Annotated in this window: 23 protein-coding genes and 1 other RNA gene; 18 read left to right on the top strand and 6 right to left on the bottom strand. The window is 64.9% G+C overall.

Features of this window, described 5'->3' with window-relative positions:
• Positions 1 to 20 precede the first annotated feature (20 nt).
• Together M2427_RS16300 and M2427_RS16295 are read right to left on the bottom strand one after the other, a co-directional pair.
• Positions 21 to 764, bottom strand: a complete 744-nt coding sequence (locus M2427_RS16300; RefSeq protein WP_280707430.1) for a sulfite exporter TauE/SafE family protein — start codon at positions 762 to 764, stop codon at positions 21 to 23.
• A gap of 603 nt (positions 765 to 1,367) precedes the next feature.
• Complete coding sequence (locus M2427_RS16295; protein ID WP_280707429.1) at positions 1,368 to 2,744, bottom strand: PLP-dependent aminotransferase family protein; 1,377 nt, start codon at positions 2,742 to 2,744, stop codon at positions 1,368 to 1,370.
• Positions 2,745 to 2,793: 49 nt separating this feature from the next.
• On the opposite strand from M2427_RS16295, the gene M2427_RS16290 reads away from it, so the two are divergent.
• Positions 2,794 to 3,255, top strand: coding sequence for a DUF983 domain-containing protein (locus M2427_RS16290; RefSeq protein ID WP_280707428.1), 462 nt, complete (start codon positions 2,794 to 2,796; stop codon positions 3,253 to 3,255).
• Between the two features lie 71 nt (positions 3,256 to 3,326).
• On the top strand, positions 3,327 to 4,040 hold the full coding sequence (locus M2427_RS16285) for an alpha/beta hydrolase (protein ID WP_280707426.1): 714 nt from the start codon (positions 3,327 to 3,329) through the stop codon (positions 4,038 to 4,040).
• A 166-nt stretch (positions 4,041 to 4,206) separates the two neighbouring features.
• On the opposite strand, the gene rnpB is transcribed toward M2427_RS16285, so the two are convergent.
• Positions 4,207 to 4,623, bottom strand: an RNA gene (gene rnpB / locus M2427_RS16280) — RNase P RNA component class A.
• A gap of 150 nt (positions 4,624 to 4,773) precedes the next feature.
• Here rnpB and M2427_RS16275 point away from each other — a divergent pair.
• The 3 genes from M2427_RS16275 (at position 4,774) to M2427_RS16265 (ending at position 6,793) form a co-directional block, all read left to right on the top strand.
• Positions 4,774 to 5,124, top strand: coding sequence for a YciI family protein (locus M2427_RS16275; RefSeq protein ID WP_280707425.1), 351 nt, complete (start codon positions 4,774 to 4,776; stop codon positions 5,122 to 5,124).
• Between the two features lie 86 nt (positions 5,125 to 5,210).
• On the top strand, positions 5,211 to 5,561 hold the full coding sequence (locus M2427_RS16270; protein ID WP_280707424.1) for a YciI family protein: 351 nt from the start codon (positions 5,211 to 5,213) through the stop codon (positions 5,559 to 5,561).
• Positions 5,561 to 6,793, top strand: a complete 1,233-nt coding sequence (locus M2427_RS16265) for an RNA polymerase sigma factor (protein ID WP_280707487.1) — start codon at positions 5,561 to 5,563, stop codon at positions 6,791 to 6,793. The genes M2427_RS16270 and M2427_RS16265 overlap by 1 nt, the downstream gene beginning before the upstream one ends.
• 60 nt (positions 6,794 to 6,853) lie before the next feature.
• Here the strand turns inward: M2427_RS16265 and M2427_RS16260 are convergent, their stop codons facing one another.
• From M2427_RS16260 to M2427_RS16250, 3 genes are all read right to left on the bottom strand, one after another.
• On the bottom strand, positions 6,854 to 7,603 hold the full coding sequence (locus tag M2427_RS16260) for a hypothetical protein (RefSeq protein ID WP_280707423.1): 750 nt from the start codon (positions 7,601 to 7,603) through the stop codon (positions 6,854 to 6,856).
• A gap of 100 nt (positions 7,604 to 7,703) precedes the next feature.
• Positions 7,704 to 8,792 (bottom strand): hypothetical protein, encoded by a 1,089-nt coding sequence (locus tag M2427_RS16255; RefSeq protein WP_280707486.1) that lies wholly within the window; start codon positions 8,790 to 8,792, stop codon positions 7,704 to 7,706.
• 110 nt (positions 8,793 to 8,902) lie between these two features.
• Positions 8,903 to 9,685 (bottom strand): N-acetylmuramoyl-L-alanine amidase, encoded by a 783-nt coding sequence (locus M2427_RS16250; protein ID WP_280707421.1) that lies wholly within the window; start codon positions 9,683 to 9,685, stop codon positions 8,903 to 8,905.
• Between the two features lie 525 nt (positions 9,686 to 10,210).
• Between M2427_RS16250 and rsmH the strand changes: the two genes are divergently transcribed.
• The 13 genes from rsmH (at position 10,211) to M2427_RS16185 (ending at position 26,059) form a co-directional block, all read left to right on the top strand.
• On the top strand, positions 10,211 to 11,200 hold the full coding sequence (gene rsmH, locus M2427_RS16245) for a 16S rRNA (cytosine(1402)-N(4))-methyltransferase RsmH (RefSeq protein ID WP_280707420.1): 990 nt from the start codon (positions 10,211 to 10,213) through the stop codon (positions 11,198 to 11,200).
• 3 nt (positions 11,201 to 11,203) lie between these two features.
• Positions 11,204 to 11,596: a hypothetical protein gene (locus tag M2427_RS16240; protein WP_280707419.1), complete on the top strand. Its 393-nt coding sequence runs from the start codon at positions 11,204 to 11,206 to the stop codon at positions 11,594 to 11,596.
• Positions 11,593 to 13,344: a penicillin-binding protein 2 gene (locus M2427_RS16235; protein WP_280707418.1), complete on the top strand. Its 1,752-nt coding sequence runs from the start codon at positions 11,593 to 11,595 to the stop codon at positions 13,342 to 13,344. Before M2427_RS16240 ends, M2427_RS16235 begins: the two co-directional genes overlap by 4 nt.
• Before the next feature lie 80 nt (positions 13,345 to 13,424).
• Complete coding sequence (locus M2427_RS16230) at positions 13,425 to 14,882, top strand: UDP-N-acetylmuramoyl-L-alanyl-D-glutamate--2,6-diaminopimelate ligase (protein ID WP_280707417.1); 1,458 nt, start codon at positions 13,425 to 13,427, stop codon at positions 14,880 to 14,882.
• Positions 14,879 to 16,258 carry a UDP-N-acetylmuramoyl-tripeptide--D-alanyl-D-alanine ligase gene (gene murF / locus M2427_RS16225; protein ID WP_280707416.1) on the top strand — a complete coding sequence of 460 codons (1,380 nt, stop codon included), beginning with the start codon at positions 14,879 to 14,881 and terminating at the stop codon, positions 16,256 to 16,258. The genes M2427_RS16230 and murF overlap by 4 nt, the downstream gene beginning before the upstream one ends.
• 160 nt (positions 16,259 to 16,418) lie before the next feature.
• Complete coding sequence (gene mraY / locus M2427_RS16220) at positions 16,419 to 17,522, top strand: phospho-N-acetylmuramoyl-pentapeptide-transferase (RefSeq protein ID WP_280707414.1); 1,104 nt, start codon at positions 16,419 to 16,421, stop codon at positions 17,520 to 17,522.
• 117 nt (positions 17,523 to 17,639) lie between these two features.
• Positions 17,640 to 19,037 (top strand): UDP-N-acetylmuramoyl-L-alanine--D-glutamate ligase, encoded by a 1,398-nt coding sequence (gene murD / locus M2427_RS16215; RefSeq protein WP_280707413.1) that lies wholly within the window; start codon positions 17,640 to 17,642, stop codon positions 19,035 to 19,037.
• A gap of 86 nt (positions 19,038 to 19,123) precedes the next feature.
• On the top strand, positions 19,124 to 19,429 hold the full coding sequence (locus M2427_RS16210) for a hypothetical protein (RefSeq protein WP_280707412.1): 306 nt from the start codon (positions 19,124 to 19,126) through the stop codon (positions 19,427 to 19,429).
• A gap of 209 nt (positions 19,430 to 19,638) precedes the next feature.
• A complete protein-coding gene (gene ftsW, locus M2427_RS16205) occupies positions 19,639 to 20,790 on the top strand; it encodes a putative lipid II flippase FtsW (protein WP_280707411.1) in 1,152 nt (383 codons plus the stop codon).
• 228 nt (positions 20,791 to 21,018) lie between these two features.
• Positions 21,019 to 22,119: an undecaprenyldiphospho-muramoylpentapeptide beta-N-acetylglucosaminyltransferase gene (gene murG / locus M2427_RS16200; protein ID WP_280707410.1), complete on the top strand. Its 1,101-nt coding sequence runs from the start codon at positions 21,019 to 21,021 to the stop codon at positions 22,117 to 22,119.
• Between the two features lie 201 nt (positions 22,120 to 22,320).
• Positions 22,321 to 23,724 (top strand): UDP-N-acetylmuramate--L-alanine ligase, encoded by a 1,404-nt coding sequence (gene murC / locus M2427_RS16195; protein WP_280707408.1) that lies wholly within the window; start codon positions 22,321 to 22,323, stop codon positions 23,722 to 23,724.
• Positions 23,725 to 23,999: 275 nt separating this feature from the next.
• The gene (gene murB / locus M2427_RS16190) at positions 24,000 to 24,917 is read left to right on the top strand and encodes a UDP-N-acetylmuramate dehydrogenase (RefSeq protein WP_280707406.1); all 918 of its coding nucleotides are present in this window, start codon (positions 24,000 to 24,002) and stop codon (positions 24,915 to 24,917) included.
• A gap of 155 nt (positions 24,918 to 25,072) precedes the next feature.
• Positions 25,073 to 26,059, top strand: a complete 987-nt coding sequence (locus tag M2427_RS16185) for a D-alanine--D-alanine ligase (protein WP_280707405.1) — start codon at positions 25,073 to 25,075, stop codon at positions 26,057 to 26,059.
• Positions 26,060 to 26,275: the final 216 nt, after the last annotated feature.

Below are 26,275 nucleotides of genomic sequence, written 5' to 3'. Positions count from 1 at the left end.
CGCTGCGACGAAAGCGCGGGCTACAGCGTCCCGATGCTGTTCCAGACCAGCGTGGCGCCCGACAGAAACAACAGGCCGAGCACGACATCGCCAAAATGCTTGTCGCTGAGCGCGTGATAGACGCGCGCGCCGGCCCATGCGCCGATCAGCGTGCCGGGAAAGGCGACCATCGCGAGCCAGACCACCTTGACGGCGACCAGGCCCGATGCCGTCTGCAACACCAGCGCGGCGGCGAGCACCGTAAAATTGAACAGCTGGAAGATGCCGCGCCGCTCGTGCTTGTTCCAGCCGCGGATATTGGCCCACAGGATCGGCAACGGCCCGGACAGTCCGGCGAGCCCGCCCAGAATCCCGCCGGCAAAACCGACCGCACCGTCGGCGATGCGCCCGCCGAAGGTGACGGTGAACTGCCTCTTGTTGAAGTAGAGCGCGCTCGAGAAGATCAGCAACAACACGCCGACACAGAGCTTGAACACCTTCGGATCAGCGGAGGCAACCAGGGTGGTCCCGATCGGCACGCCGATCAGCCCGCCGATCAGGAACGGCCACACTAGCGAGAGATCAAAGCTCTTCCACATCGAGGGCAGCGTCGAGGTCTGCGCGATCACCGAGCAGATCAGCACCAACGGCACCGCGAGCGAGGGCGCCAGCACGTAGAGCCAGATGCCGAGCGCCATTAGCGCCGTGCCGAACCCTGCAAGCCCCGAGACGAAGCCGCCGGCCAGCGCACCGAACAGGAGCAATGCAATCGTGAACGTTTCCAACACCAAGTTCCTGTTGTCGCGATCTCGTGATCGCCGCACCGGGCATAGCACAGCCGCGGGCGTGGCGGTCAATGCATGCTTGCACGGACCCGAGACCTGCAATCGTCGGGCATTTTCGAACGACACGCCCGGATAGCCCGCATAGGATTTGGGCTAGCGGCGCGATGAGCGAAGCCCTGCTGATCCGCAGTCCCAGGTTGGGCGATAGAAAACGACCATAGAGGCGCAGCAGCCGTGATGCCACCGATGTGACTAATCGTGAATCCGCTCCGTGTTGGAATCGAGCGACCTGATTTGTATGTAAGCCACCGGCTGTCGATTGGAGAGAATGCGATGCGTATTATTCTGGCTTCGGGCCTTTTGATCGCCCTGGCTGGCTCTGCGAACGCGGCTACGGTGCATCACGCGCACCGGCAGCATGCCATCGTTCGTCCCGATCAGGGGGGAGGCGTTTCAGGCCCCGCTTCGGCTTTTGGCTACGCGCCGTCCGGGACGGCACCGTATGGCGAAAGATATGAAGCGTATCCGGGGGCTTCCCAGGGTTACGCGCCTGGCGAACGCGAGGAATTTCTCGACAGCGTGAGACGAGGTGGCTAACGCGCCTTAGACGATCTGCCTGGCATCAGCGGGCTTCTGCAGCGCGCCGATCAGAATCCGAAGTGCTTGTGTGAGCTCCGCGCGATTGCGCGCGGCGCCGAGCGACAGCCGCGCAGCATTCGGCGGGTTGCCATCGACCACAAAAGAGTCGCTGGCCACGACGGCGAGCCCATCGCGCAACAGCCGCGCGGTGACATCGCGGCGGCCTAGTCCCTCCGGCAAATGCAGCCACAGATGATGCGCGGCTGGCTTCGCTTGAAGCCGAAACCCCTTCAGGGCGCGCTGGGCCAATTGCTGGCGGCCGACGGCCTCGTTGCGGATCGCAGTGATGATCCGGTCGGCAATGCCGCTCTCGATCCATTGGGTGACCAGCGCGACCATCAGTGGCGCCGGCATCTGCACGGTCGCCTGCAAATGGCCGCGCATCTGAAGCTGCGCGTCGCTGTCAGGCGTCAGCAGATAGGCGACGCGCAATGCCGGCGCGATGCACTTTGACAGCGTCGTCGCCAGATATGTCCGCTCCGGGATGAGGTTGGCGATCGGCGAGGCCGATTTGTCGAGCAGTCCGTAAGCATCGTCCTCGATCAGAACAGTATCGGCATCGCGGATGATTTTTGCGATTGCGCTGCGTCGCTCGGGAGCAAGCGTCGCCGTGGTCGGATTGTGCAGCGTCGGAATGAGATAGACGGCCTTTGGCCTGTGGGTGCTGCAGGCCTTCGCCAGCGCATCGGGCAGGATGCCGCCGTCATCCATCGTCACGCCAACGAGCTTGACGCCAAGCTGCGCTGCCGCGGCCTTGATCCCGGGAAAGGTGATGGCCTCCGTCAGCACGACGTCCCCGGGCTGCGCAAGATGGGCGAGCAGGTTGAACAGGATCGTCTGCGCGCCCGGAAAGATCACGAGCTTGTCGGCGTTGGCGTGGGGAACGCGCGTGCGCATCCAGCGCGCGGCGACCTCGCGTTCATGGGCGCTGCCGCCGGGCGGCTGGTAATTCAGGAATGCAGTGAGGCCCGATTGCGCACGGACGGCTTCGAGGCCGGCGATGATGCGTTCGTCGAGCTGCGCTTCCAGCGGATGTGGCGGCACGTTCATCGAGAGGTCGATCGCGACCGGATGCGGCAGGTCGACCGCGCGGCGCGCGCTGGTCTCCGACACGAACGAGCCCTGGCCGACGCGCGCCTCCATGATGCCGCGGCGCCGTGCCTCGGTGTAGGCGCGCGTCACCGTGGTCAGATCGATGCCCAGCGCCTTGGCGAGAGCGCGCTGCGTCGGCAATTGCTGGCCGCGCACCAGTCGTCCGGCGGCGATGTCCGCCTCCATGGCCTCGACGATGCGCTGGTAGCGCGGCCCTGACAGCTCCGAGATTGTAGGGGTCCAGTCCATGCAATTTAGGTCCATATCCTTTGAATGTATGGATGCAATATATTATTGTATGGATCAGCAAAACGGAAGAGGTGTCGTCATGGCGACCGGTTCAGTTTCCCTGGCAAAAGCGATGTGGCGCGGTTTTCGCGGCAAGTGCCCGAACTGCGGCGGAGGACACATGTTCGGCCGCTTCCTGAAAGTGGCCGACGCTTGCGATCATTGCGGCGAGGAGTTGTTTCACCAGCGCGCGGATGATTTTCCGGCCTATCTGGTGATGGTCGTGGTCGGCCATCTCGTGGTGCCGGCGATCCTCGCGGTCGAGACCGCCTATGCGCCGCCGGTCTGGCTGCAACTCGCGGTGTGGCTGCCGGTGACGCTGTTTGCCTCGCTGGCGCTGCTGCAACCGACCAAGGGCGCCATCGTCGGCCTGCAATGGCAAATCGGCATGCACGGCTTCGAGGCGAGCAAGTTGCGGCGCGAAGCCGGCCAGCTTGCGCCCGTGCTGGTCAAGGCGCCGCGCGCGGCCTGAGCCGCGGCGTTTACTTCGCGCGTTCGGCCGCTACACTCCATCGTATCAAAACAAGACCGATGGAAACGCCGATGACCGCACGCGCGAAAACCTTCCTGCTCTGTCATGGCGCGTGGTCCGGCGGATGGGCCTGGAAGAAGATGCATCCGCTGATGGCGCAGGCCGGCCACCGCCTGGTCACGCCAACCTATACCGGGCTCGGTGAACGGTCGCATCTCGCCAGTGCCGCTGTCGATCTCGAGACCCATATCCAGGACATCCTCAACGTCATCAAGTTCGAGGACCTCAGCGATATCGTGCTGCTCGGCCACAGCTATGGGGGCATGGTCGCAACAGGCGTTGCCGATCGCGCCCGCGAGCGCGTGACACAGTTGGTCTATCTCGACGCGTTCGTGCCGCGCGATGGCCAGTCGCTGTTCGATCTCAACGAAGGCGGGCGCGAGCCGATGCGCAAGGCGGCTGCTGCCGCCGATGGCTACCGCATCCCACCGAACCCGCCGCCGCCGGACACGCCGCAGGCCGATCTCGATTGGCTCAATGCGCGTCGCATCAACATGCCGATCCAATGTTTCGAGACCAAGCTGAAGCTTCAACACGGTGAACCCGCGATGCCGCGCAGCTACATCTACTGTAAACGCATTCCGCCGGGCGATGTGTTCGGGCAATTCGCCAGGCGCGCGAACAGCGAGGATGGCTGGCGCTATGTCGAGCTCGACGCCAGCCACGCGCCGAATGTCACGGCGCCGGAGGCGCTGATGAAGGCTCTGCAGGAGATCGTGGCCTAGGCCTCCGTCGTCATCCCGGGGCGTGCGCAGCACGAGCCCGGAATCCATTCCTCCACGTTCCCTGCCGCCTGATGGATTCCGGGCTCTCGCTTTGCGAGCCCCGGAATGACGACCTTCCAAAATTGGTGAGGGGTCCGATGCGTCAGCATCGAACCCCTCGTCGCAAGATATCAGCCGGCCTGTAAGCCGGGTTCTGTAGGGCACCGCCTGCTTGCGCAAGCGATACGTGACGGCCATTCCTCTGGGACCATGTTTGCACATGGCCTCGAGCAACCTACCCGGACAGCGGGCCTGACATCGCCCCGCGGCGTTATCGCTTTCGCGAACAGCCCGCTACGCCGTCCCTATTCGGTTTTGCTCCCGGTGGGGTTTACCATGCCGGCTCCGTTGCCGGACCCGCGGTGCGCTCTTACCGCACCTTTTCACCCTTACTTCCTCCGAGGAGGGAGCGGTTCGTTCTCTGTGGCACTTTCCCTGGGGTCGCCCCCGCCGGACGTTATCCGGCACCGTATGTCAAGGGAGCCCGGACTTTCCTCCCCGGCGGCCTTTCGGCACCTGCCGGAGCGGCCGTCCGGCCGACTGACGGGTTACGCAATGGGCATTTGTGACGGTTTCGTCAAGCCAAGATCGTGGCGCGCGCGGCAGCGTAAATAATTTATTCTGAAGATGTCGTCGGGCGCGAACCCGGTTCGACTGGATGCCGGCAATCCAGCCGAACAACAGGAGTTGAGCCATGCAGTATCTGCTGCTGATCTATCAGAACGAAGCGCAAATGAGCAAGATGACGCCGGCAGACCGTCAGGCGGTGGCGGCGGAGTACGGCACTTACACGCAGTCCATCGTGCAGAGCGGCCATTTCAAGGCCGGTGACGGGCTGCAGCCGACCTCGACCGCAACCACTGTGCGCGTGCGCGAGGGCAAGACGCTGACGACCGAGGGTCCGTTCGCGGAGACCCGCGAGCAGCTCGGCGGCTATTATCTGGTCGAGGCCAAGGATCTCAACGCCGCGATCGAGCTCGCCGCGCGAATTCCCGGCGCCCGGGACGGGTCGATCGAAGTCCGGCCGGTCATGATCTACAAATGACCTCGAAATAATCCGCGGAGATGTCGTTTGACGTTTGGCTCGTTCGACTGATGTCGGCGATCCAGCCGAACCACAGGAGTTAAACCATGCAATATCTGCTGCTGATCTACCGGAACGAAAACTACATGACCGGCATGAGCGCCACTGACCGCCAGAAGCTGGCGGGAGAATACGGCGCTTTCACGCAGTCGATCATCCAGAGCGGCCACTTCAAGGCCGGCGACGGGCTTCAGCCGACGACGACGGCGACGACCGTGCGCGTGCGCGACGGCAAGACCATGACCACCGACGGTCCGTTCGCGGAAACGCGCGAGCAGCTTGGCGGCTACTATCTGGTCGAGGCCAAGGATATCGATGACGCCGTTGCGCTCGCCGCGCGAATTCCCGAGGCCAAGCGAGGCTCGATCGAGGTCCGGCCGGTCATGATCTACAAGTGATCTGCCCCGAGGACATCGACAAGATCTTCCGCGACGAGGCGGGGCGGGCGCTGGCCACCCTGATCCGCCTCGTCGGCGATTTCGATTTGGCCGAGGACGCGCTGCAGGATGCGTTCGCGGTCGCGCTGGAGCGCTGGTCGGCTGGCGAAGTCCCCGACAATCCGCGCGCGTGGCTCGTCAATGTCGGTCGCAACAAGGCGATCGATCGTGTGCGCCGCCAGGCGGTGTTTCGCGGCAAGCAGCAGGCGCTCCTGCACGAGCTCGAGCTCAACGCGAAGGCGCCGGCCGAGCCGCCCGCGATGCTCGACGACGACATGCTGCGGCTGATCTTCACCTGCTGCCATCCGGCGCTCGCGGCCGAGGTTCAGGTCGCGCTGACGCTGCGCACCGTCTGCGGTCTCTCCGCCGCGCAGGTCGCGCGCGCGTTCCTGATCGGTGAGGACGCGATGGCGCAGCGCCTCGTCCGCGCCAAGCAGAAGATCAGGCTCGCCGGCATTCCCTATGAGGTGCCGGAACGTGACGCGCTGGCGCCGCGGCTCGACGGTGTGCTCGCCGTGATCTATCTCGTCTTCACCGAAGGCTATGTCGCGACCTCGGGTGCGGATCTGATGCGGCCCGATCTTGCGGTGGAAGCGATCAGGCTCGGCCGCTTGCTTGACCACCTGATGCCCGATCGCGCGGCGATCAAGGGCCTGCTGGCATTGATGTTGCTGCACGATGCACGCCGCGCCGGGCGCGAAACCGCGGCCGGCGACATCGTGCTGCTCGAAGAGCAGGACCGCTCGCTCTGGGATCGCGCGCAGATCGAGGAAGGCCTGCGCCTCGTCGATGAGGCGCTGCGCGTGCCGGGCCGACCGCAGCCCTATGCGGTGCAGGCCGCGATCGCAGCCCTTCATGCGCGCGCGCCGAATTATCCCGACACCGACTGGCCGCAGATCGCCGGACTCTATGAAGTGCTGCTCAGGATCAGCCCGTCACCGGTGATCGAGCTCAACCACGCGGCCGCCGTGTCGATGGTCGACGGCCCGGCGCGCGCGCTCGACCTCGTCAACACGATCGCGGCGCGCGGCGGGCTCGACGGCTACGAGTTGTTGCCGGCCGTGCGCGCCGACCTGCTGCGCCGTCTGGACCTTAAGGACGAGGCGCGGGCGGCGTATGTGGCCGCGACGGAGGCGACGCAACTGGAGCCGCTGCGCAGACTGTACGCGCGGCGAATCACGGAGCTGGCCTAGCGCCGCCCCGCAGGCGAGGGAAGTGACTTGGCAATCGCGATGTCCGCCTTCTGCGGCGGATTAGAATCCCACGCTTTCGTTCATGTAGAACGTGTTGAGGATCGTGATGCGGGGTTTGTTGGTCTCGATCTTCGGCCGGCCATGCCAGCTCATCTTCGTCAGCGAATGGTAGGCCTTCAGGACGACGAACGCGTATCCGACGTTGGGGAGAAACGGGATGGTCTTCACCGGCTCCAGGCAGTAGGAGCCGACGTGGAACAGACCTTTGAGCGACGCTTGGTAGAGCGTGGTCCCCAGCGCTTCCTGGCTGTCGTCGGTCGGGCAATAGAGCTGCATCGTCACGACCTTCTTGCGCGTGTCGGGATGCGGCTTGATCTGGTAGCCGTCGGTGTCCCGGTAGACGACCGGTTTCGCGACCAGCGTCAGGTCCTCGGCGCTCGGCACCTTGTCGCCGCGGGCGCGAATCTCGAGCCCGTCGTGCAGCCGATTGCGGATCGCCTGTTCGACCTCCTTGGATGTCAACATGGCCGACACGGCGGCCCATGCGGGGCGCAGTGCCGGTTCGATCCTGTCGACGTTCTCGCCGTAGAGCCGCAGTGCCATGCGCGTTCCCGTGCCGGTGATCGGATCGTATCCCTGGGTCGGGACATGCCGCACCAGATCCCGATAGAAATCCGCCGGGAAGAAATCGCGGAACACGATATGGGGGAAAGGAAGCGCGAAATGATCCGCGGCATTGATGCTCGCGACCGCGTGCGCGGTGAGCTCGTCTGCCAGATCAGACTTGATGCGTTCAGCAAGTGTCGCCATCACTACACCCAGAGGAAGCCAAAAACCGACGTTGATAATCTGATATCCAGACTATCGGCTTTTCCGCGGAAACGAAAGTGTCCATTCGCTGCATCAAAGGCTAGAATGGCCGCACGATACCGACCCGAGGGTACAGCGTGACGATCCAGCCGAACACGCCGGCCTTGCGGTCTTGCGCGAGGATCGGCGGCGCCACCTGCGCGGCCGGTAGCATCTTCACCACATGCAGGATCAGGAACATGCAGACGACCCAGTTCGACATCCAGCGCGAATAGTCGAACACGATGGCAAACATCACGAGATAGCCGAGGCCGACCCCGATCAGCGCCGCAACGACGAGGCGCCGGTGCGTCTCGCTCGCGAGCGCGCGGATCGAGTCAGCAAAGTAGCGCCACAGCGGGGTATGCAGCCAGATCAGCAGTGCGAAAACGGGAACGCCGAGAATGTTCGACGGCATGCGCGCCCAGGTGTCCGCGATCTCCTTCGACAGCGGCTGGTACCAGATGTAGCTGAAGCTCAGCAGGTTGGTGCGGGACGGGTCCGCCATCCGGCCCTGCAGATATTTGACGAAGTCGGCTTCCGGGATCGGCATCGTCCCCCAGAATTGCGCCGCGAAGAACAGTGCGACGACGCAGGCTGCCGACAGGATTCCAACCGCGACGCTCAGCCGGTTGAGGCCGTGGGCGAGATAGTGCCTCGCCGCCACGATGACGACGATCGTCGGCACATACATCAGAAGATGGATGTGGTGGATCAGGATCAGGATGATCGAAAACAGCGCCGCCAGGACGATGAACAGGACCGAGCGCGCGGGCAGCAGCAAGAGCACGATCGCCAGCAGGCAGCCGTAGATGTCGAAATGCCCCAGCGAGTGCATGAAGTTCTTGAAGAAGAACGGCGACCCCGCGATGAAAATGAACAGCGGCAGACTCTTGTCATCGAGCCCGAACGTCCTGCGGAAGAGCTGAACGAACAGCCCGAGCGTCACGAGCCACACCGTGCCGCCGAGCGCGAACACCAGCCAGACCGGCACCTTCGCCGTGAACAGTCCGACGATGGCCCCGATCAGCGCGCGCTTGATGAAGCCGAACTGATAGGTGACCAGCAGGTGAATGTACGGAACATAAGGCTGCAGCAGGATCTTGTGAATGAAAACCCCGGTCACTACGGCGATGTTGACGGCCAGCATCAGCCGCCATGGGTTTTGCAGGCGAGGGTCTCGCAGGATGCGCGCGCTCACGCCGTGCAAGGACGGGACGTCGTGTCTCTCGTCTTCGCCCCCGACCGACGGCTTGCTCGTCACTTCGCCGCCACGACGTTCGCCTCCGGCGGCAGGCTCGCCAGCAGCGCCTGCAACGTTGAGAGCGTGGAATGATCGGCTACGCCATCAAGCCGCGCCGGGCGGAAGTGGCGCTGGAAGGCGGTGACGACTTCCATGGTGGCGGCGTCATATTTGCCGGACAGCGGCACGCCGTAGCCATATTTCGCAAGCGCCTGCTGCAGGCTCAGCACCTCGTCGCTGATGGTGCCGAGCATCAGGCTCTCTCCGCGCACGATCGGCGCCGGCGTCACCCAGTGGCCGACGCCGGAATTGGCGAGTGAATGCCAGGGAAATTTTTCACCCGGATCCTTCTTGCGCGCAGGCGCGACGTCGGAATGACCGAGCACGCGCTGCGGCGCGACCTTGCGGCGAAGCATGATGCCGCGACACAGCGCGATGACGGCCGCGATCTGGCGCAGCGGATATTCGGGATAGCCCCAATCGTGGCCGCGATTGACGATCTCGATCCCGATCGAGCAGGAGTTGATGTCGTCCTCGCCGGCCCAGGACGAGACGCCGGCGTGCCAGGCGCGCCGCGACTCCGGCACGCATTGCACGATGCGGCCATCCTCCAGCACGACATAATGGGCCGACACCTCGGTGCCCGCGGTGCACAGCCGCGCCAGCGCACCCTCGACGTCGGGCATGCCGGTGTAGTGCAGCAGGATCATGTCGGGCTGGCGGCCCTTGCTGCGCTCGCCATGATTGGGCGAGGGGATGATGTCGGAGACGATCGATGAATCCGGCTCGAACGTCCGCATGCTCGCCGCGGTCTTGGGAACCGGGAGAACGCGCTGACGTTTCGAATCAGTTCCTGGCGGCGTGGACGAACCGGACGACATAAACAGCTCGGAATCGGACGAAGGGTGGGCCAAGGAGTGGACCAAGCCCTTCTCTTTACTATTCCTTTACCCTCCGGTCCGCGCAATCGCGCAGGTCGGTTAACGGGCGCATTTTGGCGATGTGTGTGGATGACGCATCACCGGCGGGCGACCTTTTCGAGATGTAACGAGCCGATCAACGCTTTCTTAACGCTAAGGGCCGTTACTGAGAGGTGAAGAGCCGACCCGCGTCCGGAGGCGGCCAAAAAAGCGTTTTTGGCTCGGAATCCCATGGTTGCCCGACATATTCCGCTGGGGACACCGGGCTTGCCGCCTGGGACGACCGGGCTCGGCGCACATGCTGGACTGGGGTTGGGTCGTGGAACCGCCGCGACATGGAATTATTCGAGGCGTCATGGGCTGCTTCGCCCACGATTATACCTGCGCACGCAGCAGGCGCGACGCATGAGCGACGCGCCGCACATTCCCGTGCTTGGCCGCGAGGCAATCGAGCATCTCGCGCCGCGAGAGGGCGGTATCTATGTCGATGCCACCTTCGGCGCTGGCGGGTACACAAGCGCCATCCTCGACGTGCCGGGAACTCGCGTGATCGCGATCGATCGTGACCGCACCGCGATCGCGGGCGGTGCCGAGCTGGTGGCCCGCGCCGCCGGCCGGCTGACGCTGGTCGAAGACCGCTTCTCGAATCTCGCCGAGGTCTGCGCCGCGCAAAGCGTCGATGCGGTCGACGGGGTCGTGATGGATGTCGGTGTCTCCTCGATGCAGCTCGACCAGGCCGGTCGCGGCTTCTCGTTCCGTCTCGACGGTCCACTCGACATGCGGATGGGGCAGACAGGACCGACCGCTGCCGACATCGTCGCGCGCGCCTCGGAAAGCGATCTCGCCGACATCATCTATCTCTTCGGCGAGGAGCGGCATTCACGCCGCGTCGCCCGCGCCATCGTGGCTGACCGGCAGGAGACGCCGTTCACCACCACGCGCGCGCTCGCCGATCTCGTCGGCCGCGTGGTTCGCTCCAAGCCGGGCGACATTCATCCAGCGACGCGAACGTTCCAGGCCCTGCGTATCTTCGTCAATGAAGAGCTCGAGGAACTTCAGACCGCGCTGGCCTCGGCCGAGCGCGTGCTCAAGCCCGGTGGTCGTCTGGTCGTGGTCTCGTTCCATTCGCTGGAAGACCGCATCGTCAAGAATTTCCTTTCCGAGCGCTCAAAGACCGGCGGCGGCTCGCGGCATCTGCCGGAAGTGGCGCAGACGGTGCCGAGCTTCCAGCTTCTGACCCGGCGGCCCGTGATCGCCGGCGAAGCGGAAGTCGCACACAATCCGCGCGCCCGGTCTGCAAAGCTGCGCGCCGCGGAGCGCACGGAAGCGCCCGCGCATCGTGACGACGAGCCGTCGTCCTGGCCAAAACTCTCCGAAGTGATGAGGGGTGGCTAGCCCATGCGCTTCATCCACCTCCTCGTCATCGGCGCGCTGATCTTCGCGGCGGCCTATGTCTACCGGATCAAGATGGATTCCACCGCGCGCACCGAGAAGGTGCTGCGGCTGCATGCGGAAATCCGCGAGCAGCGCGATGCGATCGCTCAGCTACGCTCCGAATGGGCCAAGCTCGATGCGCCCCTGCGCCTGCAGGGTCTGTCCGAGCGGCATCTGCCGCTCAAGCCCGTCAACGGCACGCAATATGATTCGCTGAAGAACCTGCCGGCTCGTCCGCCGCGGATGTTCAGGCCGGGCGAGCCTGATCCGATCGGGTCCATGATCAACACGATCGAAGCCGCGAGCGATCCGGACAGCGTGACCGGCTCCGTGCCTCAGACCGAGGACAAGCAATGAGCGCTGTTCCGGCCAAACCCACCGCACGGCCAGCCGAGCCTTGGCATCAGCGTCTGATCCGCAGCCTGCTCTACGGGCGCAATGTCGATCGCGCCGCCAAGGCGCGCGCGCGCGTCGGGCTGGCGATGCTCGCCTTTGCCATGGTCTATGCCCTGATCGGCGGCCGGCTCGTGATGTTCGCGATCGGCGCCGACGCCCATAGCGCGCGCCGCGCCGCCTCGCAGGAAGTGGTTGCGACCGCGCGGCCCGACATCGTCGACCGCAACGGCGCGATCCTTGCGACCGACGTCAAGGCAGCCAGCATGTTCGGCGAGCCGCGCCGCATCATCGACAAGGACGAGGCGATCGAGCTTCTGACCGCGACCGTGCCCGACCTCGATGAAGCCGAGGTGCGCGATCGCCTGTCGTCGCGCAAGGGCTTCGTCTGGCTGAAGCGCGAGATCACGGCGAAGCAGCAGCAGGACATCCACAAGCTCGGTATTCCCGGCATCGGCTTCCTGCGCGAGAACAAGCGCGTCTACCCGACCGGCAACGAGGTCGCCCACCTCATTGGTCTCGTCAACATCGACAATCAGGGCATCGCCGGGATGGAGAAGTGGCTCGACAATCAGGGCCTCGCCGATCTCCACCGAGCCGGCTTCGCCATCGACCGGCTGCAGAAGCCGATCGAGCTGTCGGTCGATCTGCGCGTCGAGCACGCGCTACGCGATGAGCTGTTGAAGGCCAAGGAGAAGTTCCACGCCAAGGCGGCCTCCGGTCTCGTGACCAATGTCAACACCGGCGAGATCGTGGCGATGGTCTCGGTTCCGGATTTCGATCCGAACAATCCGAAGGAAGCGCACGACCCCGACCGCATCAACCGCCTGACCACCGGCGTCTACGAGATGGGCTCGACCTTCAAGGCCTTCACGCTCGCAATGGCGCTCGATACCGGCAAGTACGGCCTCGACTCGCTGTGGGATGCACGCGGTCCGCTGCACTACGGCAAGTTCGCGATCCATGATGACGAGCCGAAAGGCCGTTTCCTGAACATGAAAGAGGTGTTCACCTTCTCCTCCAACGTCGGTGCGGCGCGGATTGCGCTGTCGCAGGGCGTGGAGGCGCACAAGGCGTTCCTGCGCAAGATGGGCCAGATGGAGCGGCTACGCACCGAGCTGCCGGAGAGCGCCTCGCCGATCGTGCCGCGACGCTGGAGCGATCTGAACACCATCACCATCTCGTTCGGCCACGGCATCGCGGTGGCTCCCCTGCAGGCGGTGATGGGCGTCAGCGCGCTCGCCAATGGCGGCCTGCTGATTCCGCCGACCTTCCTCAAGCGCTCCGAAGAGGAGGCCCGCGCGATTGCCAAGCGCGTGATCAAGCCCGAGACGTCGGACAAGATGCGGTTCCTGATGCGGCTCAACGCCGAGATCGGCACCGCCAAGAATGCCAACGTTCCCGGTTACTATATCGGCGGCAAGACCGGCACTGCTGAAAAGGTGATCAACGGCCGCTATGCCAAGAAGAAGGTGCTGACCGCGTTCACCGCGATCCTGCCGGCCGACAAGCCGAAATACCAGCTTCTGATCATGCTCGACGAGCCGCAGCCCCTGAAGGAAACCTACGGCTTCATCACCTCGGGCTGGAACGCCGTTCCGACCGCGGGTAACGTCATTACCCGTATCGGGCCGCTGCTCGGCATCGAGCCCCGCTACGACCTGCCGCCCGCGGACCGCCTTATTCTTGCGACATCCAGGACAACCCAGTAATCAATCGGGTGGGCCGTAGCCGCTGCTGAGTCGGGATTTTCCCTCGAGATTCGGCTTTCCGGCACCGCGACTGGAAGACCATGAAGCTGGCTGACCTCTTAGGCAATGATGCCGCCACCGAGCCCAACATTGCGGCGCTCGAGGTGACAGGCATTGCGCTCGACAGCCGCGTGGTCAAGCCGGGTGATCTCTTCTTCGCGCTCGCCGGCAGCAAGACCGATGGCGCACGCTTCATAGATGCTGCGATTGCGGGCGGCGCTGTAGCGGTGGTCGGCGATCACGCGCCTGATGCGTGCCCCGTGCCGTTCGTTGCCGTCGTCAATCCGCGCCGCGCGCTGGCGCTGGCTGCGGCAAGGTTCTTCCCGGGCCAGCCTGCGACCATCGCGGCGGTGACCGGAACCAGCGGCAAGACCTCCGTCGCCGCTTTCACGCGCCAGATCTGGGAGCGGCTTGGCCATGCCTCGGCCAGCATCGGCACCATCGGGCTCGTCTCGCCCAAGCGCACCGTCTATGGCTCGCTGACGACGCCGGATCCGATCGCGCTGCACCGGCAGCTCGATGAAATCGCGCGCGAGGGCGTGACGCATCTGGCGTTCGAGGCGTCATCGCATGGGCTCGATCAATATCGCCTCGATGGCGTGCGTGTTTCCGCCGGCGGCTTCACCAATCTGACGCGCGACCACATGGATTATCATCCGACTGTCGCGCACTACATTGCAGCAAAGCTCAGGCTGTTCCGCGAGCTCGTTCCATCAGGTGGCGCCGCGGTGATCTCGGCCGATCATGATTGCTCGGCGGAGGCGATCGATGCGGCGAAGACGCGCGGTCTGCGCGTGATGGCGGTGGGACGTCGCGGCGATGGGGCAGGTGAGGGTATTCGTCTTGCCGATGCGGTGGTCGAAGGCTTCTCGCAAAGGCTCAGCCTCGAACATCGCGGCAAGAACTATGCGGTCCGGCTGCCGCTGGTCGGCGAATTCCAGATCGAGAATGCGCTGGTGTCCGCCGGCCTCGCGATCGGCACCGGCAGCGATGCGGCAGGCGTGTTTGCCAGCCTCGAACATCTCGAAGGCGCCAAGGGTCGGCTCGAACGGGTCGGCGAGCGCAACGGCGCGCCGATCTTCGTCGATTACGCCCACAAGCCCGATGCGCTTGCGAAGGCGTTGCAGGCGCTGCGTCCTTACGCGAAACGAAGACTGATCGTCGTGTTCGGCGCCGGCGGCGATCGCGATGCCGGCAAGCGCCCGATCATGGGCGAGATCGCGGCCCAAAATGCCGATCGCGTCATCATCACCGACGACAATCCGCGCAGCGAGAAGCCGGAAGCGATCCGCGCCGCGATCCTCGCCACGGCCAAGGGCGCGCGCGAGATCGGCGACCGCGCGGCCGCGATCCGCGCCGCGATCGAGGAGCTGGAAGAGGGCGATGCGCTGCTCGTCGCCGGCAAGGGCCACGAGACCGGGCAGATCGTCGGTGGCGAGGTCCTGCCGTTCAGTGATCACGAGGCGGTTGCCGCCGCATTAGCATCGAGGGTCGCATGAGCGGGCCATTATGGACGGTTGCCGAGGTGGCACGCGCGCTTGGCGCGACCGGATCGTTCCCGAACACGCCGATCGACTTCGTCACCCAGGACAGCCGGCTGGTGAAGCCCGGCAGCCTGTTCGTCGCGCTATCAGGCACGCCGAGCGGCGGCTTCATCTCGGCCTTCGCCAGCGCGCGCGACGGCTGGGAGTTCGCGGACAAGGCGGAAGCCTCGGGCGCGGTCGCGATGATCGTGCCGCACGAGATTGCGGGCATCCGCATTCCGCAGGTCGTCGTGAAGGATACGCTGATCGATGGGCTCTGGGGCCTCGCCCGCGCCGCACGCGCGCGCTTCAAAGGCCCGGTGATCGGATTGACCGGCAGCGCCGGCAAGACCAGCACCAAGGAGTTTCTCGCGGCCTATCCCAATGCCTATGCGAGCCCGTCGAGCTTCAACAATTTCTGGGGCGTGCCGCTGACGCTGTGCAATGCCCGGCCTGACGCGAGCTTGTGGGTCGTCGAGATGGGCATGAACCAGGCTGGCGAGATCGCGCGGCTCAGCGAATTGACGCGGCCGACGGTCGCGCTCGTCGTCAACGTCCAACCGGTGCATCTGGAAAAGCTCGGCTCGCTCGATGCCATCAGGCGCGAGAAGGTGTCGATCGCGCTCGGGCTGTCCGCGGACGGCGTGCTGGTGCTGCCATCAGGTATCAAGGCGCCGGACTGGAAAGGCAAGGTGGTGCGCTTCGGCGAGAAGGCCGAGGTGCACGAGGTCGCACACGCCCCGCATGGCGAGAGCTGGCAGGTCGTGGCTGCGATCGGCAAGAAGGAGATCGCCTTCAGCCTGACGCCCGGCGCGCCGCACCGCGTGCAGAATGCGCTCGCCGCGCTCGCGTCTGTTCACGCCGCGCATCTCGATGTGGCGACGCTCGCGATCAAGCTCGATCGCGTCGGCATCATGACCGGCCGCGGGGTGGAGCAGGCGGTCGGCGGCGTCACCGTGATCGACGACAGCTTTAATGGTAATCCTGCAAGCGTCGCTGCCGCGCTGCAAAGCCTGCAAGCGCGCAATATGACGGGCGGCCGCCGCATCGCAGTGCTCGGTGACATGCTTGAACTGGGCGACGACGCGCCGCGCTACCACACGGGCCTCACCGCGCATCTCGACGGCATCGACGGCATTTATTGTGTCGGACCGCTGATGCGTCACCTCTACGACGCGCTTCCCGCCGGCAAGGGGCTCGGCTGGCACGACGATCCCGCGACGCTGAAAGCCGGCGAGGTCGCCAGCCTGCTGAAGGCAGGCGATGTCGTCGTTGTCAAGGGCAGCAAGAAGATGTTCTGGGTCAACAAGTTTGTGCCGGGCCTAGTGGCCGCCTTGCAGGCAAAGGCGTAAACTGCTTGGAAGGCGTAGTTCCCGAATCCCACCCTTTGCGGCGCGCCGCCGTCCGGTTTCTTTGGGGTCGCCCGACCCCATGATGAAGACCAGCGAATGCGCGAGACACGGTGAGGCCATCGTGAAGGCCGCGTGCGAAAGGCGCCATAGGACCGACTGAATGTTTTACTGGCTGATCGAGCTCTCCAACACATTTCCGGGTTTAGGTGCCGTTCGCACCGTTCTGAATGTCTTCCGCTACATCACCTTCCGCACCGGCGGGGCCATCGCCACCGGCGCGCTGTTCGTGTTCCTGTTCGGACCCTGGATCATCGATCATCTGCGCATCCGCCAGGGCAAGGGCCAGCCGATCCGCACCGACGGTCCGCAATCGCACTTTGCCAAGAAGGGCACGCCCACCATGGGCGGCCTGATGATCCTGTCCGGCCTCACGGTTGGCACCGTGCTGTGGGCCAATCCGCTCAATCCTTACGTCTGGATCGTGCTCGCGGTGACGCTCGGCTTCGGCTTCGTCGGCTTCTATGACGATTACCTCAAGGTGACCAAGCAGACCACGAGCGGGTTCGGCGGCAAGCTGCGCCTCCTCATCGAAGCGGTCATCGCGCTGGTCGCCTGCTACGCGCTGGTGCGGCTGAACCGCGATCCCGCCTCGACCGCGCTGACGATCCCGTTCCTGAAGGACACCGTGCTGCACTTCGGCTGGTTCTTCGTCGTGTTCGGCGCCTTCGTCATCGTCGGCGCCGGCAATGCGGTGAACCTCACCGACGGCCTCGACGGCCTCGCCATCGTGCCGGTGATGATCGCGACCACGAGCTTCGCGCTGATCGCCTATCTCGCCGGCAACGCTGTCTTCGCCGACTATCTCCAGATCAAATATGTCGCGGGCACCGGCGAACTCGCGGTGCTCTGCGGCGCGCTATTTGGCGCGGGTCTCGGTTTTCTCTGGTTCAATGCCCCACCAGCTTCGATCTTCATGGGCGACACCGGCTCGCTCGCGCTCGGCGGCATGCTGGGGTCGATCGCGGTCGCGGTGAAGCACGAGATCGTGCTCGCTGTGATCGGCGGCCTGTTCGTGCTGGAGGCGGTCTCGGTCATCGTGCAGGTGGTGTCGTTCAAGCTCACGGGCAAGCGCATTTTCCGCATGGCGCCGATCCACCACCATTTCGAGCAGCTCGGCTGGACCGAGCCGCAGATCGTGATCCGCTTCTGGATCATCTCGGTGATGCTGGCCCTCGCCGGCCTTTCCACGCTGAAGCTGCGGTGATGATGGTGACGGCCCTGTATCCCATTCTCGTCATTCCGGACGGCGCGAAGCGGCGATCCGGAATCTCGAGATTCCGGGTTCTCGCTGCGCGAGCCCCGGAATGACGGGAGTAAAGTCATGATCCCGGTCACATCCTTTGCCGGCAAGACGGTCGCGGTGTTCGGCCTCGGGGGCTCGGGGCTGGCCTCCTGCCACGCGCTGAAGGCGGGCGGCGCCGAAGTGATCGCCGCCGACGACAATACCGAGAACGTCGCCAAGGCCGCGCAGGCCGGTTTCATCACCGCCGATCTGCGCAACGTCTCCTGGGACAATTTCGCAGCGCTCGTGCTCGCGCCCGGCGTGCCGCTCACTCACCCGGTGCCGCATTGGAGCGTGCTGAAAGCGCGCGAAGCGGGCGTCGAGGTGATCGGCGACATCGAGCTGTTCTGCCGCGAGCGTCGCCGCCACGCGCCGAACGCGCCGTTCGTCGCCATCACCGGCACCAACGGCAAGTCGACCACGACGGCCCTGATCGCGCATCTGACGAAGGTTGCCGGCTACGACACCCAGATGGGCGGCAATATCGGCACCGCGATCCTGTCGCTGGAGCCGCCGCGCACGGGCCGAGTCCACGTCATCGAGATGTCGTCCTTCCAGATCGACCTCACGCCGTCGCTCGATCCCTCCGTCGGCATCCTGCTCAACGTCAGCGAAGACCACATCGATCGTCACGGCACGCTCGCGCATTACGCTGAAGTGAAGGAGCACCTGGTTGCGAACGTGCAGGCAGGCGGCACCTCGATCGTGGGCGTCGATGACGGCTATTGCCGCGACATTGCCGACCGGCTCGATCGTGCGGGCAAGAACGTTGTGCGCATCTCCGTCAAGAATCCGCTCGCGACCGGGATCCATGTAGAGCACGGCACCATCGTGCGCAATTCGGGCGGCGCCCGCAGCGAGATTGCGACGCTCGGCGGCATCGGCTCGCTGCGCGGCTTGCACAATGCGCAGAACGCAGCCTGCGCGGCGGCCGCCGCGCTCGCGATGGGCATCAGCCTCGACGTGCTGCAGAACGGCCTGCGCAGCTTTCCGGGCCTGGCGCACCGCATGGAGCAGGTCGGCCGCCGCGGCAATGTGCTGTTCGTCAACGATTCCAAGGGCACCAATGCGGACGCCACCGCGCACGCGCTGTCGTCCTTTGCCGACATTTTCTGGATCGCCGGCGGCAAGCCGAAGGCGGGCGGCATCACCAGCCTGACCGGATTCTTCCCGCGCATCCGCAAGGCCTATCTGATCGGCGAGGCCGCGCAGGAGTTTTCGGGAACGCTCGGTTCGGTCGCGCACGAGATCAGCCAGACGCTCGACGTCGCCGTCGAGCACGCCGCGCGCGATGCGGAAGCATCCGGTCTTGCCGACGCCGTCGTGCTGCTATCGCCGGCCTGCGCCTCGTACGATCAGTACCGCAATTTCGAGATCCGCGGCACCAGGTTCCGCGAACTGGTGCAGGCGTTGCCGGGCGTGAAGCCGGTGGTGTGATGTCGCGGCGGCGCCGGATCGCAATTATCGTCGCTGCGCTTGCTGTTCCCGTTGGTTTTCTCTGCGTTGTCCTCGTTGACAACGTCATGACCGGATTCGGTGCGTGTCACGTCGTTCGCCAGAAGTTGTATGCCTCTCCGAGCGGCGGTCAGCTGGTCGTCGTGGTCTGGAAGTCGTGCGGAGCAACTGACAGCACGCAAGCCAGCATCGTGGCGCGCGGCCGGACGTTCTCGCCCGAGAGCACGCCGACCTTCGTCAGCGTGCGCGGGCATCTCGAGGTCGTCGTCGCCTGGAGCAGCGAGCGGGCGGTCAGGATCGGTCTCATTCCCGAGCCAAGCCAGATCGACAAGCGCGAACAGCGCGCGGGGGATGTCGCGATCGTCTACGAATAGGGCCCTCGTGTCCCGGACGCGCGTAGCGCGAGCCGGGACCCAGAAGTTGCACGCCGGGTCGGAGAGATGGGCCCCGGCTCTGCAGCGCACCGTCGAAGAGACGCTGCGCTGCGTCCGGGGCACTCCCAAAAACTTCATACATTCCCTTAACCTCCCGGTAACCAACCTCGGCGACCAATGGACCGACCTCTGTCCGAAAGCGGCCGCCCATGCTCTCCCGTGAAGAACGCACCCCCTTTTCCGAGTGGTGGTGGACCGTCGACAAGCCGCTGTTCGGCGCGATCCTGCTGCTGATGCTGACCGGCGTCATCCTGTCGCTGGCGGCGAGCCCGTCGGTTGCGACCCGCATCGGGCTCGATCCCTTCCATTTCTTCAGCCGTCACGTGATGTTCCTGGCGCCGTCCTTCATTGTGCTGCTCGGCGTGTCCTTCCTGTCGCCGCGCGCGATCCGCCGCTCGGCGCTGATCATCTTCACGCTCAGCATCATCCTGATCGTGGTGACGCTGGCGATCGGCCCCGAGGTCAAGGGCTCGCGGCGCTGGATCACGCTGATCGGCGTCAACATCCAGGCCTCCGAAATCGCAAAGCCGTCCTTCGTCGTCATCGCCGCCTGGCTGTTCGCGGAATCGACCAAGCGGCCGGAGATGCCGGCAACCTCGATGGCGCTGGTGCTGCTGCTGATGCTGGTCTCGCTGCTGGTGATGGAGCCGGACTTCGGCCAGACTATGCTGATCCTGATGGTGTGGGGCTCGCTGTTCTTCATCGCCGGCATGCGCATGATCTGGGTGTTCGGTCTCGCCGGCATCGGCGCGGCCGGCCTGTTCAGCGCCTATCTCTTTGTTCCGCACGTCGCAGGCCGCATCAAGCGCTTCATGAACCCGGCCTCCGGCGACACCTTCCAGGTCGATACCGCGATGGAGGCCTTCTACAACGGCGGCTGGTTCGGCTTGGGGCCGGGCGAGGGCATCGCCAAGCGCAGCCTGCCTGACAGCCACACTGATTTCGTGTTCGCGGTCGCTGCCGAAGAGTTCGGCATCATCCTGTGTCTGGCGATGCTGGCGCTGTTCGCCTTCGTCGTCATCCGCACGCTGTCGCGCGCCTATGCCAATGAGGACATGTTCTCGCGCTTCGCGGCGTCGGGTCTCGCGATCCTGTTCGGCGTGCAGGCCGCGATCAACATGTCGGTCAATCTCCAGCTCATCCCTGCCAAGGGCATGACGCTGCCGTTCATCTCCTACGGCGGCTCCTCGATCGTGTCGCTCGCTTACGGCGTCGGCATGATGCTGGCCCTGACACGCCTGCGCCCGCGCACCGAGGTCGAGGCCAGCGGCCACGCCGAGGCGATGCGCAGCTACGCGTAACCGCTCTCGTGTCCCGGACAAGCCAACGGGTCCGCGCGTTGCGCGGCCCGATGACAGGCTCCGCGCAGAGCCGGGACCCAGAATGCCGCAACCATGTTGCTGGAAGAGATGGGCCCCGGTTCAGCAGCGCACCACGCCGCGAAGGGCGGCGCGCTGCGCTGCGCCCGGGGGCACGAGCCTTGGTAGCTAGCTCGCAATGATCGCCCTTTCCCTGTAAATACGGCCTCCATGGACCAATCCCCCTTGATTCTTCTCGCCGCGGGCGGCACCGGCGGCCATCTGTTTCCGGCCGAGGCGCTCGGCGTCGAGTTGATCCGGCGCGGCTTTCGCGTCCGCCTCGTCACCGACGAGCGCGCGCTGCGCTACAGCGGGCTGTTCACCAAGGACATGATCGACGTCGTCGCGAGCGAAACCGCGCGCGGCCGCAATCCGATCCAGCTCGCTTATGCCGGCCTGACGCTCGCGACCGGCACGCTGTCTGCGTACCGCCTGATCAAGCGGTTGAAGCCCGCTGCCGTCATCGGTTTCGGCGGCTATCCGACATTGCCGCCACTGGTTGCGGCAAAATTCGCCGGCGTGCCCGGCATCATCCACGACGCCAATGCGGTGCTCGGTCGCGCCAACCGTTTCCTGTCGAGCCGCGTCCAGGCCATCGCAACGTCGTTGCCCGGTGTGCTCGACCGCGACCCGGCGCTGGCGGGCAAGACCACGATGGTCGGCACGCCGATGCGGCCGGCGATCCTCGCCGCCGCCGCAGTGCCCTATGCCGCACCCGAGGTGAATGGCCCGCTGCGTCTGCTCGTCGTCGGCGGCAGCCAGGGCGCGCGCATCATGGCCGACATCGTGCCCGGTGCGATCGAGCGGCTCGAGCCTGCGCTGTGGAGCCGTCTCGTCCTCACCCAGCAGGTGCGCGACGAAGACATGACCCGGGTGCGCGCGGTTTACGACAAGCTCAAGATCAATGCCGAGCTGGCACCGTTCTTCACGGATTTGCCGGCACGGCTCGCGTCCAATCATCTGGTGGTGTCGCGCTCCGGCGCCGGCACGGTGGCTGAACTCGCCGCGATCGGCCGGCCCTCGATCCTGGTGCCGCTACCGGGCGCGATCGACCAGGACCAATTTGCCAATGCCGGCGTGCTGGCCAAGGTCGACGGCGCCATCCGCATCCCGCAGACCGAATTTACCTCCGACCGTCTCGCCTCCGAGATCTCCGCCTTTGCCGCCGAGCCGGCGCGTCTTGCCGCCATGGCTGCTGCGGCCAAAGGGGCAGGCCGGCTCGATGCCGCCGAGCGTCTGGCCGATCTGGTGGTGAAGGTTGCGGGAATCTGACGCGAAACGGGGAATTTCCATAGTTTTACCGTCATGGCCGGGCTTGTCACACGAAGTCGGATCTATCCGACTTCGTACTTTCAAAAGGAACGGCACTCGGTATACCGAGTGCCTATGCATCCACGTCTTGCAAGAAAGACGCTAGGATTCGTGGATGCCCGGGACAAGCCCGGGCATGACGACGGAACCATAGGATAGACCATGAGACTGCCGCGCGAGATCGGACCCATCCACTTCGTCGGGATCGGCGGGATCGGCATGAGCGGCATCGCCGAGGTGCTGGTCAATCTCGGCTATGTTGTGCAGGGCTCGGACGCCTCGGACAATTACAATCTCGACCGTCTGCGCAAGAAGGGCGCGAAGGTCTCGGTCGGCCATAAGGCCGAGAACGTCGATGGTGCCGAGGTCGTTGTCGTCTCCACCGCGATCAAGCGCGACAATCCGGAACTGATGGCGGCGCGGGAGCGGCGCATTCCCGTGGTGCGCCGCGCCGAGATGCTGGCCGAATTGATGCGGCTGAAGAGCTGCGTCGCGATTGCCGGCACGCATGGCAAGACCACCACGACCACGATGGTCGCAACGCTGCTCGATGCCGGCGGGCTCGATCCGACCGTGATCAACGGCGGCATCATCAACGCCTACGGCTCCAACGCGCGGCTTGGTGCCGGCGAGTGGATGGTGGTGGAAGCCGACGAGAGCGACGGCACGTTTTTGAAACTACCGACGGACGTGGCAATCGTCACCAATGTCGACCCTGAACATCTCGATCACTTCAAGACATTCGATGCCGTGCAGGACGCGTTCCGCCATTTCGTCGAAAACCTGCCGTTCTACGGCTTTGCCGTGATGTGCACCGATCATCCCGTTGTGCAGACCATCGTCGGCAAGATCGAGGATCGCCGCATCATCACGTACGGCCAGAACCCGCAGGCTGATGTGCGACTGCTTGACCTGACCCCGATGAGCGGCGGTTCGAAGTTCAAGGTCGCGTTCCACGATCGCAAGACCGGCGCCGTCCATGAGATCGCCGATCTCATGCTGCCGATGCCGGGGCGCCATAACGCATCGAACGCGACGGCCGCGATCGCGGTCGCGCGCGAGCTCGGCGTCTCCGACGATGCGATCCGCAAGGCGATCGCCGGTTTCGGCGGCGTCAAGCGCCGCTTCACCAAGACAGGCGAATGGAACGGCGTCACCGTGATCGACGATTACGGTCACCATCCGGTGGAGATCGCTGCGGTGCTGAAGGCGGCGCGCGAGTCCACCAATGGCAAGATCGTCGCCGTGGTGCAGCCGCATCGCTACACCCGCCTGCAATCGCTGTTCGAGGAATTCTGCACCTGCTTCAACGATGCCGATGCGGTGGTCGTCGCCGACGTCTATGCCGCGGGCGAGACGCCGATCGATGGCATCGACCGCGAGCACTTCGTCGCAGGCTTGCGTGCGCACGGCCACCGCGAGGTGATCCCGCTGCCGGCTGCAACGGAGCTCCCGGGCATCGTCAAGGGGCTCGCCAAGTCGGGCGATCTCGTCGTCTGTCTCGGCGCCGGCAACATCACGCAATGGGCCTATGCACTGCCGGACCAGTTGAAGGCGTTGGGGTAGGGCGCGTTGATGTCGAGTCATCGTCGATCACCGCCCGTGTGGCCACCCCTCTCCCTAACCCTCCCCCGCAAGGGGGGAGAGAACCCATCCGCCCGTGCCTCCCTGACTCCCGAAAGGGATCAGAGCGCAGCCGTGACGCGAGGTGAGGTGAGCACGCTGGTCAGGCTCCCTCCCCCCTTGCGGGGGAGGGTTGGGGAGAGGAGTAAGCCCCGGGCGCTGGCGGACAACGTCATGCGCCGCAATCTTGACCCAGCTCGTATGTCGGTCAGCGCGCTATGAGCTTCCCCGACATCACCCCTTCACTCAAAGCCGCAATGCCGGACTTGCGTGGCCGGCTGCTTGCGAACCAGTCGCTGGCCGAGCTCACCTGGTTTCGCGTCGGCGGACCGGCGCAGGTGCTATTCACGCCGGCGGACGAGGATGATCTCGCTTATTTCCTCGCGCATCTCGCCAGCGATATTCCCGTCTACGTCGTCGGCGTTGGCTCCAACCTGATCGTGCGCGACGGCGGCATTGCCGGCGTGGTGATCCGGCTTGCGCCTCGCGCTTTCGGTGAGGCGACTGCGAATGGCGATATCGTCACCGCCGGTGCGGCTGCGCTGGACAAGCGCGTCGCGGAAGTGGCGGCGTCCGCCAATATCGGCGGGCTCGAATTCTACTTCGGCATTCCCGGCACGATCGGCGGCGCGCTGCGCATGAATGCCGGTGCCAATGGCGGCGAGACCAAGGATGTGCTGGTCGAGGCGCGCGGCGTCGGGCGTGACGGTACCAAGCAAATCTTCTCCAACGCCGAGATGAAATTCGTCTACCGCAGCAGCGGCGTCGATCCCACCATTATCTTCACGTCCGCGCGTTTCCGCGGCGAGATCAGGGATACTGATGCGATCCGGGCGCGGATGGCTGAGGTGCAAAACCACCGCGAGACCGCGCAACCGATCCGCGAGAAGACCGGCGGCTCGACCTTCAAGAATCCGCCCGGCCATTCTGCCTGGAAGCTGGTGGATGCTGCCGGCTGCCGGGGCTTGCGTGTCGGCGGCGCGCAGGTCTCGGAGATGCACTGCAATTTCCTGATCAATACGGGCGATGCCACCGCGCACGACATCGAGACGCTAGGCGAGACCGTGCGCGAACGCGTGAAGGCGAATTCCGGGATTGAACTGCACTGGGAAATCAAGCGGATCGGGGTTTCATGATCACCGTCATTCCGGGGCTCGCGAAGCGAGAGCCCGGAATCCATCGGGCGGCAGAGACGGTGGCGAAATGGATTCTCAGGTGCGCAAGTGCGCACCGTAGTTCGCGACTTCGTCGCGCCCCGGAATGACGAATAGAGAGATTGGGACGAGAGAACATGCGCATCACCATCCTCTTCGGCGGCTCCAACCGCGAACGTCTGGTCTCGGTCGCCTCGGCCCAGGCGCTGCATCAGGCGCTGCCCGAGGCCGATCTCTGGTTCTGGGACGTCGAGGACAAGGTGCATGTGGTGCAGTCCAGGCAACTGCTCGAACACGCCCGTCCGTTCGAGGACGAGTTCAAGCCCGGCACATCAGGCATTCCGCTCGTACAGGCGCTCGACAAGGCCAAGGCGGAAGATCGCGTCCTCGTGCTCAGCCTGCACGGCGGCAGCGCGGAGAACGGCGAATTGCAGGTGATGTGCGAGACACGCGGCGTGCCGTTCACCGGCTCCGGCTCGGCCTCCTCGCATCTTGCCTTCGACAAGATCGCGGCCAAGCGTTTTGCCGCGCTCGGTGGCGTGACACCGCCCGCGGGCATCGCGCTCGATGACATCGACGATGCCTTTGCCGAATACGGCAGGCTGATTGCAAAGCCGGCGCGTGACGGGTCGAGCTACGGCCTGATCTTCGTCAACGCCAGGCAGGATCTCGTCGCCGTCCGCAATGCCGCCAAGCACGAGGAGTACGTGATCGAGCCCTACATCGCGGGCGTCGAGGCGACCTGCGGTGTGCTGGAGCGGCTCGATGGATCGATCATCTCGCTGCCGCCGATCGAGATCATTCCGGGCGAGGGCAGTTTCGACTACGCCGCGAAATATCTGCTGTCGACGACCCAGGAGATCTGCCCCGGCCGCTTTACGCCTGAGATCACCGCCGCGCTCAAGACCCAGGCGATGCTGGCGCATCGTGCAATGTCCTGCACCGGCTATTCCCGCTCCGACTTCATCGTCTCGGCGAAGGAGCTGGTCTATCTCGAAACCAACACGCTGCCCGGGCTGACAAAGTCCTCGCTCTACCCCAAGGCGCTGAAAGCCGAGGGCATCGCATTCGTCGACTTCCTCCGCGGCCTGATCGAGCTCGCCGAGCGGCGGGTGCGGAAATAGTTAGGATTGGTTAACGGCCGAACCTGCCAAAACGCCCGGTTTGGCGGCCAAAACCGGTAAAATGCCGGAGATCGTGGCGCAACTGCCTCACTCGTCTGGGCAAAAAGCATCCGGCGTTAACGAATTTTACCTTTTGTTTACCAGGACATCCGAAGGTTAACGCTGGCGGCGCATATGGCGTTTTGGCTGCCGGCGCGTGAACCGTTTGGGAAGGAT

Source organism: Bradyrhizobium sp. BR13661, from assembly GCF_029892425.1.
Classification (GTDB): Bacteria; Pseudomonadota; Alphaproteobacteria; order Rhizobiales; family Xanthobacteraceae; genus Bradyrhizobium.
This window is presented reverse-complemented; position numbering and strand designations above follow the sequence as displayed.

Coding starts and splice junctions, on each gene's coding strand:
- M2427_RS16295 (WP_280707429.1), bottom strand. CDS start 2,744: ATGGACTGGACCCCTACAATCTCGGAGCTGTCAGGGCCGCGCTACCAG.
- M2427_RS16290 (WP_280707428.1), top strand. CDS start 2,794: ATGGATCAGCAAAACGGAAGAGGTGTCGTCATGGCGACCGGTTCAGTT.
- M2427_RS16285 (WP_280707426.1), top strand. CDS start 3,327: ATGACCGCACGCGCGAAAACCTTCCTGCTCTGTCATGGCGCGTGGTCC.
- M2427_RS16275 (WP_280707425.1), top strand. CDS start 4,774: ATGCAGTATCTGCTGCTGATCTATCAGAACGAAGCGCAAATGAGCAAG.
- M2427_RS16270 (WP_280707424.1), top strand. CDS start 5,211: ATGCAATATCTGCTGCTGATCTACCGGAACGAAAACTACATGACCGGC.
- M2427_RS16260 (WP_280707423.1), bottom strand. CDS start 7,603: ATGGCGACACTTGCTGAACGCATCAAGTCTGATCTGGCAGACGAGCTC.
- M2427_RS16255 (WP_280707486.1), bottom strand. CDS start 8,792: ATGCTGGCCGTCAACATCGCCGTAGTGACCGGGGTTTTCATTCACAAG.
- M2427_RS16250 (WP_280707421.1), bottom strand. CDS start 9,685: ATGCGGACGTTCGAGCCGGATTCATCGATCGTCTCCGACATCATCCCC.
- rsmH (WP_280707420.1), top strand. CDS start 10,211: ATGAGCGACGCGCCGCACATTCCCGTGCTTGGCCGCGAGGCAATCGAG.
- M2427_RS16240 (WP_280707419.1), top strand. CDS start 11,204: ATGCGCTTCATCCACCTCCTCGTCATCGGCGCGCTGATCTTCGCGGCG.
- M2427_RS16235 (WP_280707418.1), top strand. CDS start 11,593: ATGAGCGCTGTTCCGGCCAAACCCACCGCACGGCCAGCCGAGCCTTGG.
- M2427_RS16230 (WP_280707417.1), top strand. CDS start 13,425: ATGAAGCTGGCTGACCTCTTAGGCAATGATGCCGCCACCGAGCCCAAC.
- murF (WP_280707416.1), top strand. CDS start 14,879: ATGAGCGGGCCATTATGGACGGTTGCCGAGGTGGCACGCGCGCTTGGC.
- mraY (WP_280707414.1), top strand. CDS start 16,419: ATGTTTTACTGGCTGATCGAGCTCTCCAACACATTTCCGGGTTTAGGT.
- murD (WP_280707413.1), top strand. CDS start 17,640: ATGATCCCGGTCACATCCTTTGCCGGCAAGACGGTCGCGGTGTTCGGC.
- M2427_RS16210 (WP_280707412.1), top strand. CDS start 19,124: ATGACCGGATTCGGTGCGTGTCACGTCGTTCGCCAGAAGTTGTATGCC.
- ftsW (WP_280707411.1), top strand. CDS start 19,639: ATGCTCTCCCGTGAAGAACGCACCCCCTTTTCCGAGTGGTGGTGGACC.
- murG (WP_280707410.1), top strand. CDS start 21,019: ATGGACCAATCCCCCTTGATTCTTCTCGCCGCGGGCGGCACCGGCGGC.
- murC (WP_280707408.1), top strand. CDS start 22,321: ATGAGACTGCCGCGCGAGATCGGACCCATCCACTTCGTCGGGATCGGC.
- murB (WP_280707406.1), top strand. CDS start 24,000: ATGAGCTTCCCCGACATCACCCCTTCACTCAAAGCCGCAATGCCGGAC.
- M2427_RS16185 (WP_280707405.1), top strand. CDS start 25,073: ATGCGCATCACCATCCTCTTCGGCGGCTCCAACCGCGAACGTCTGGTC.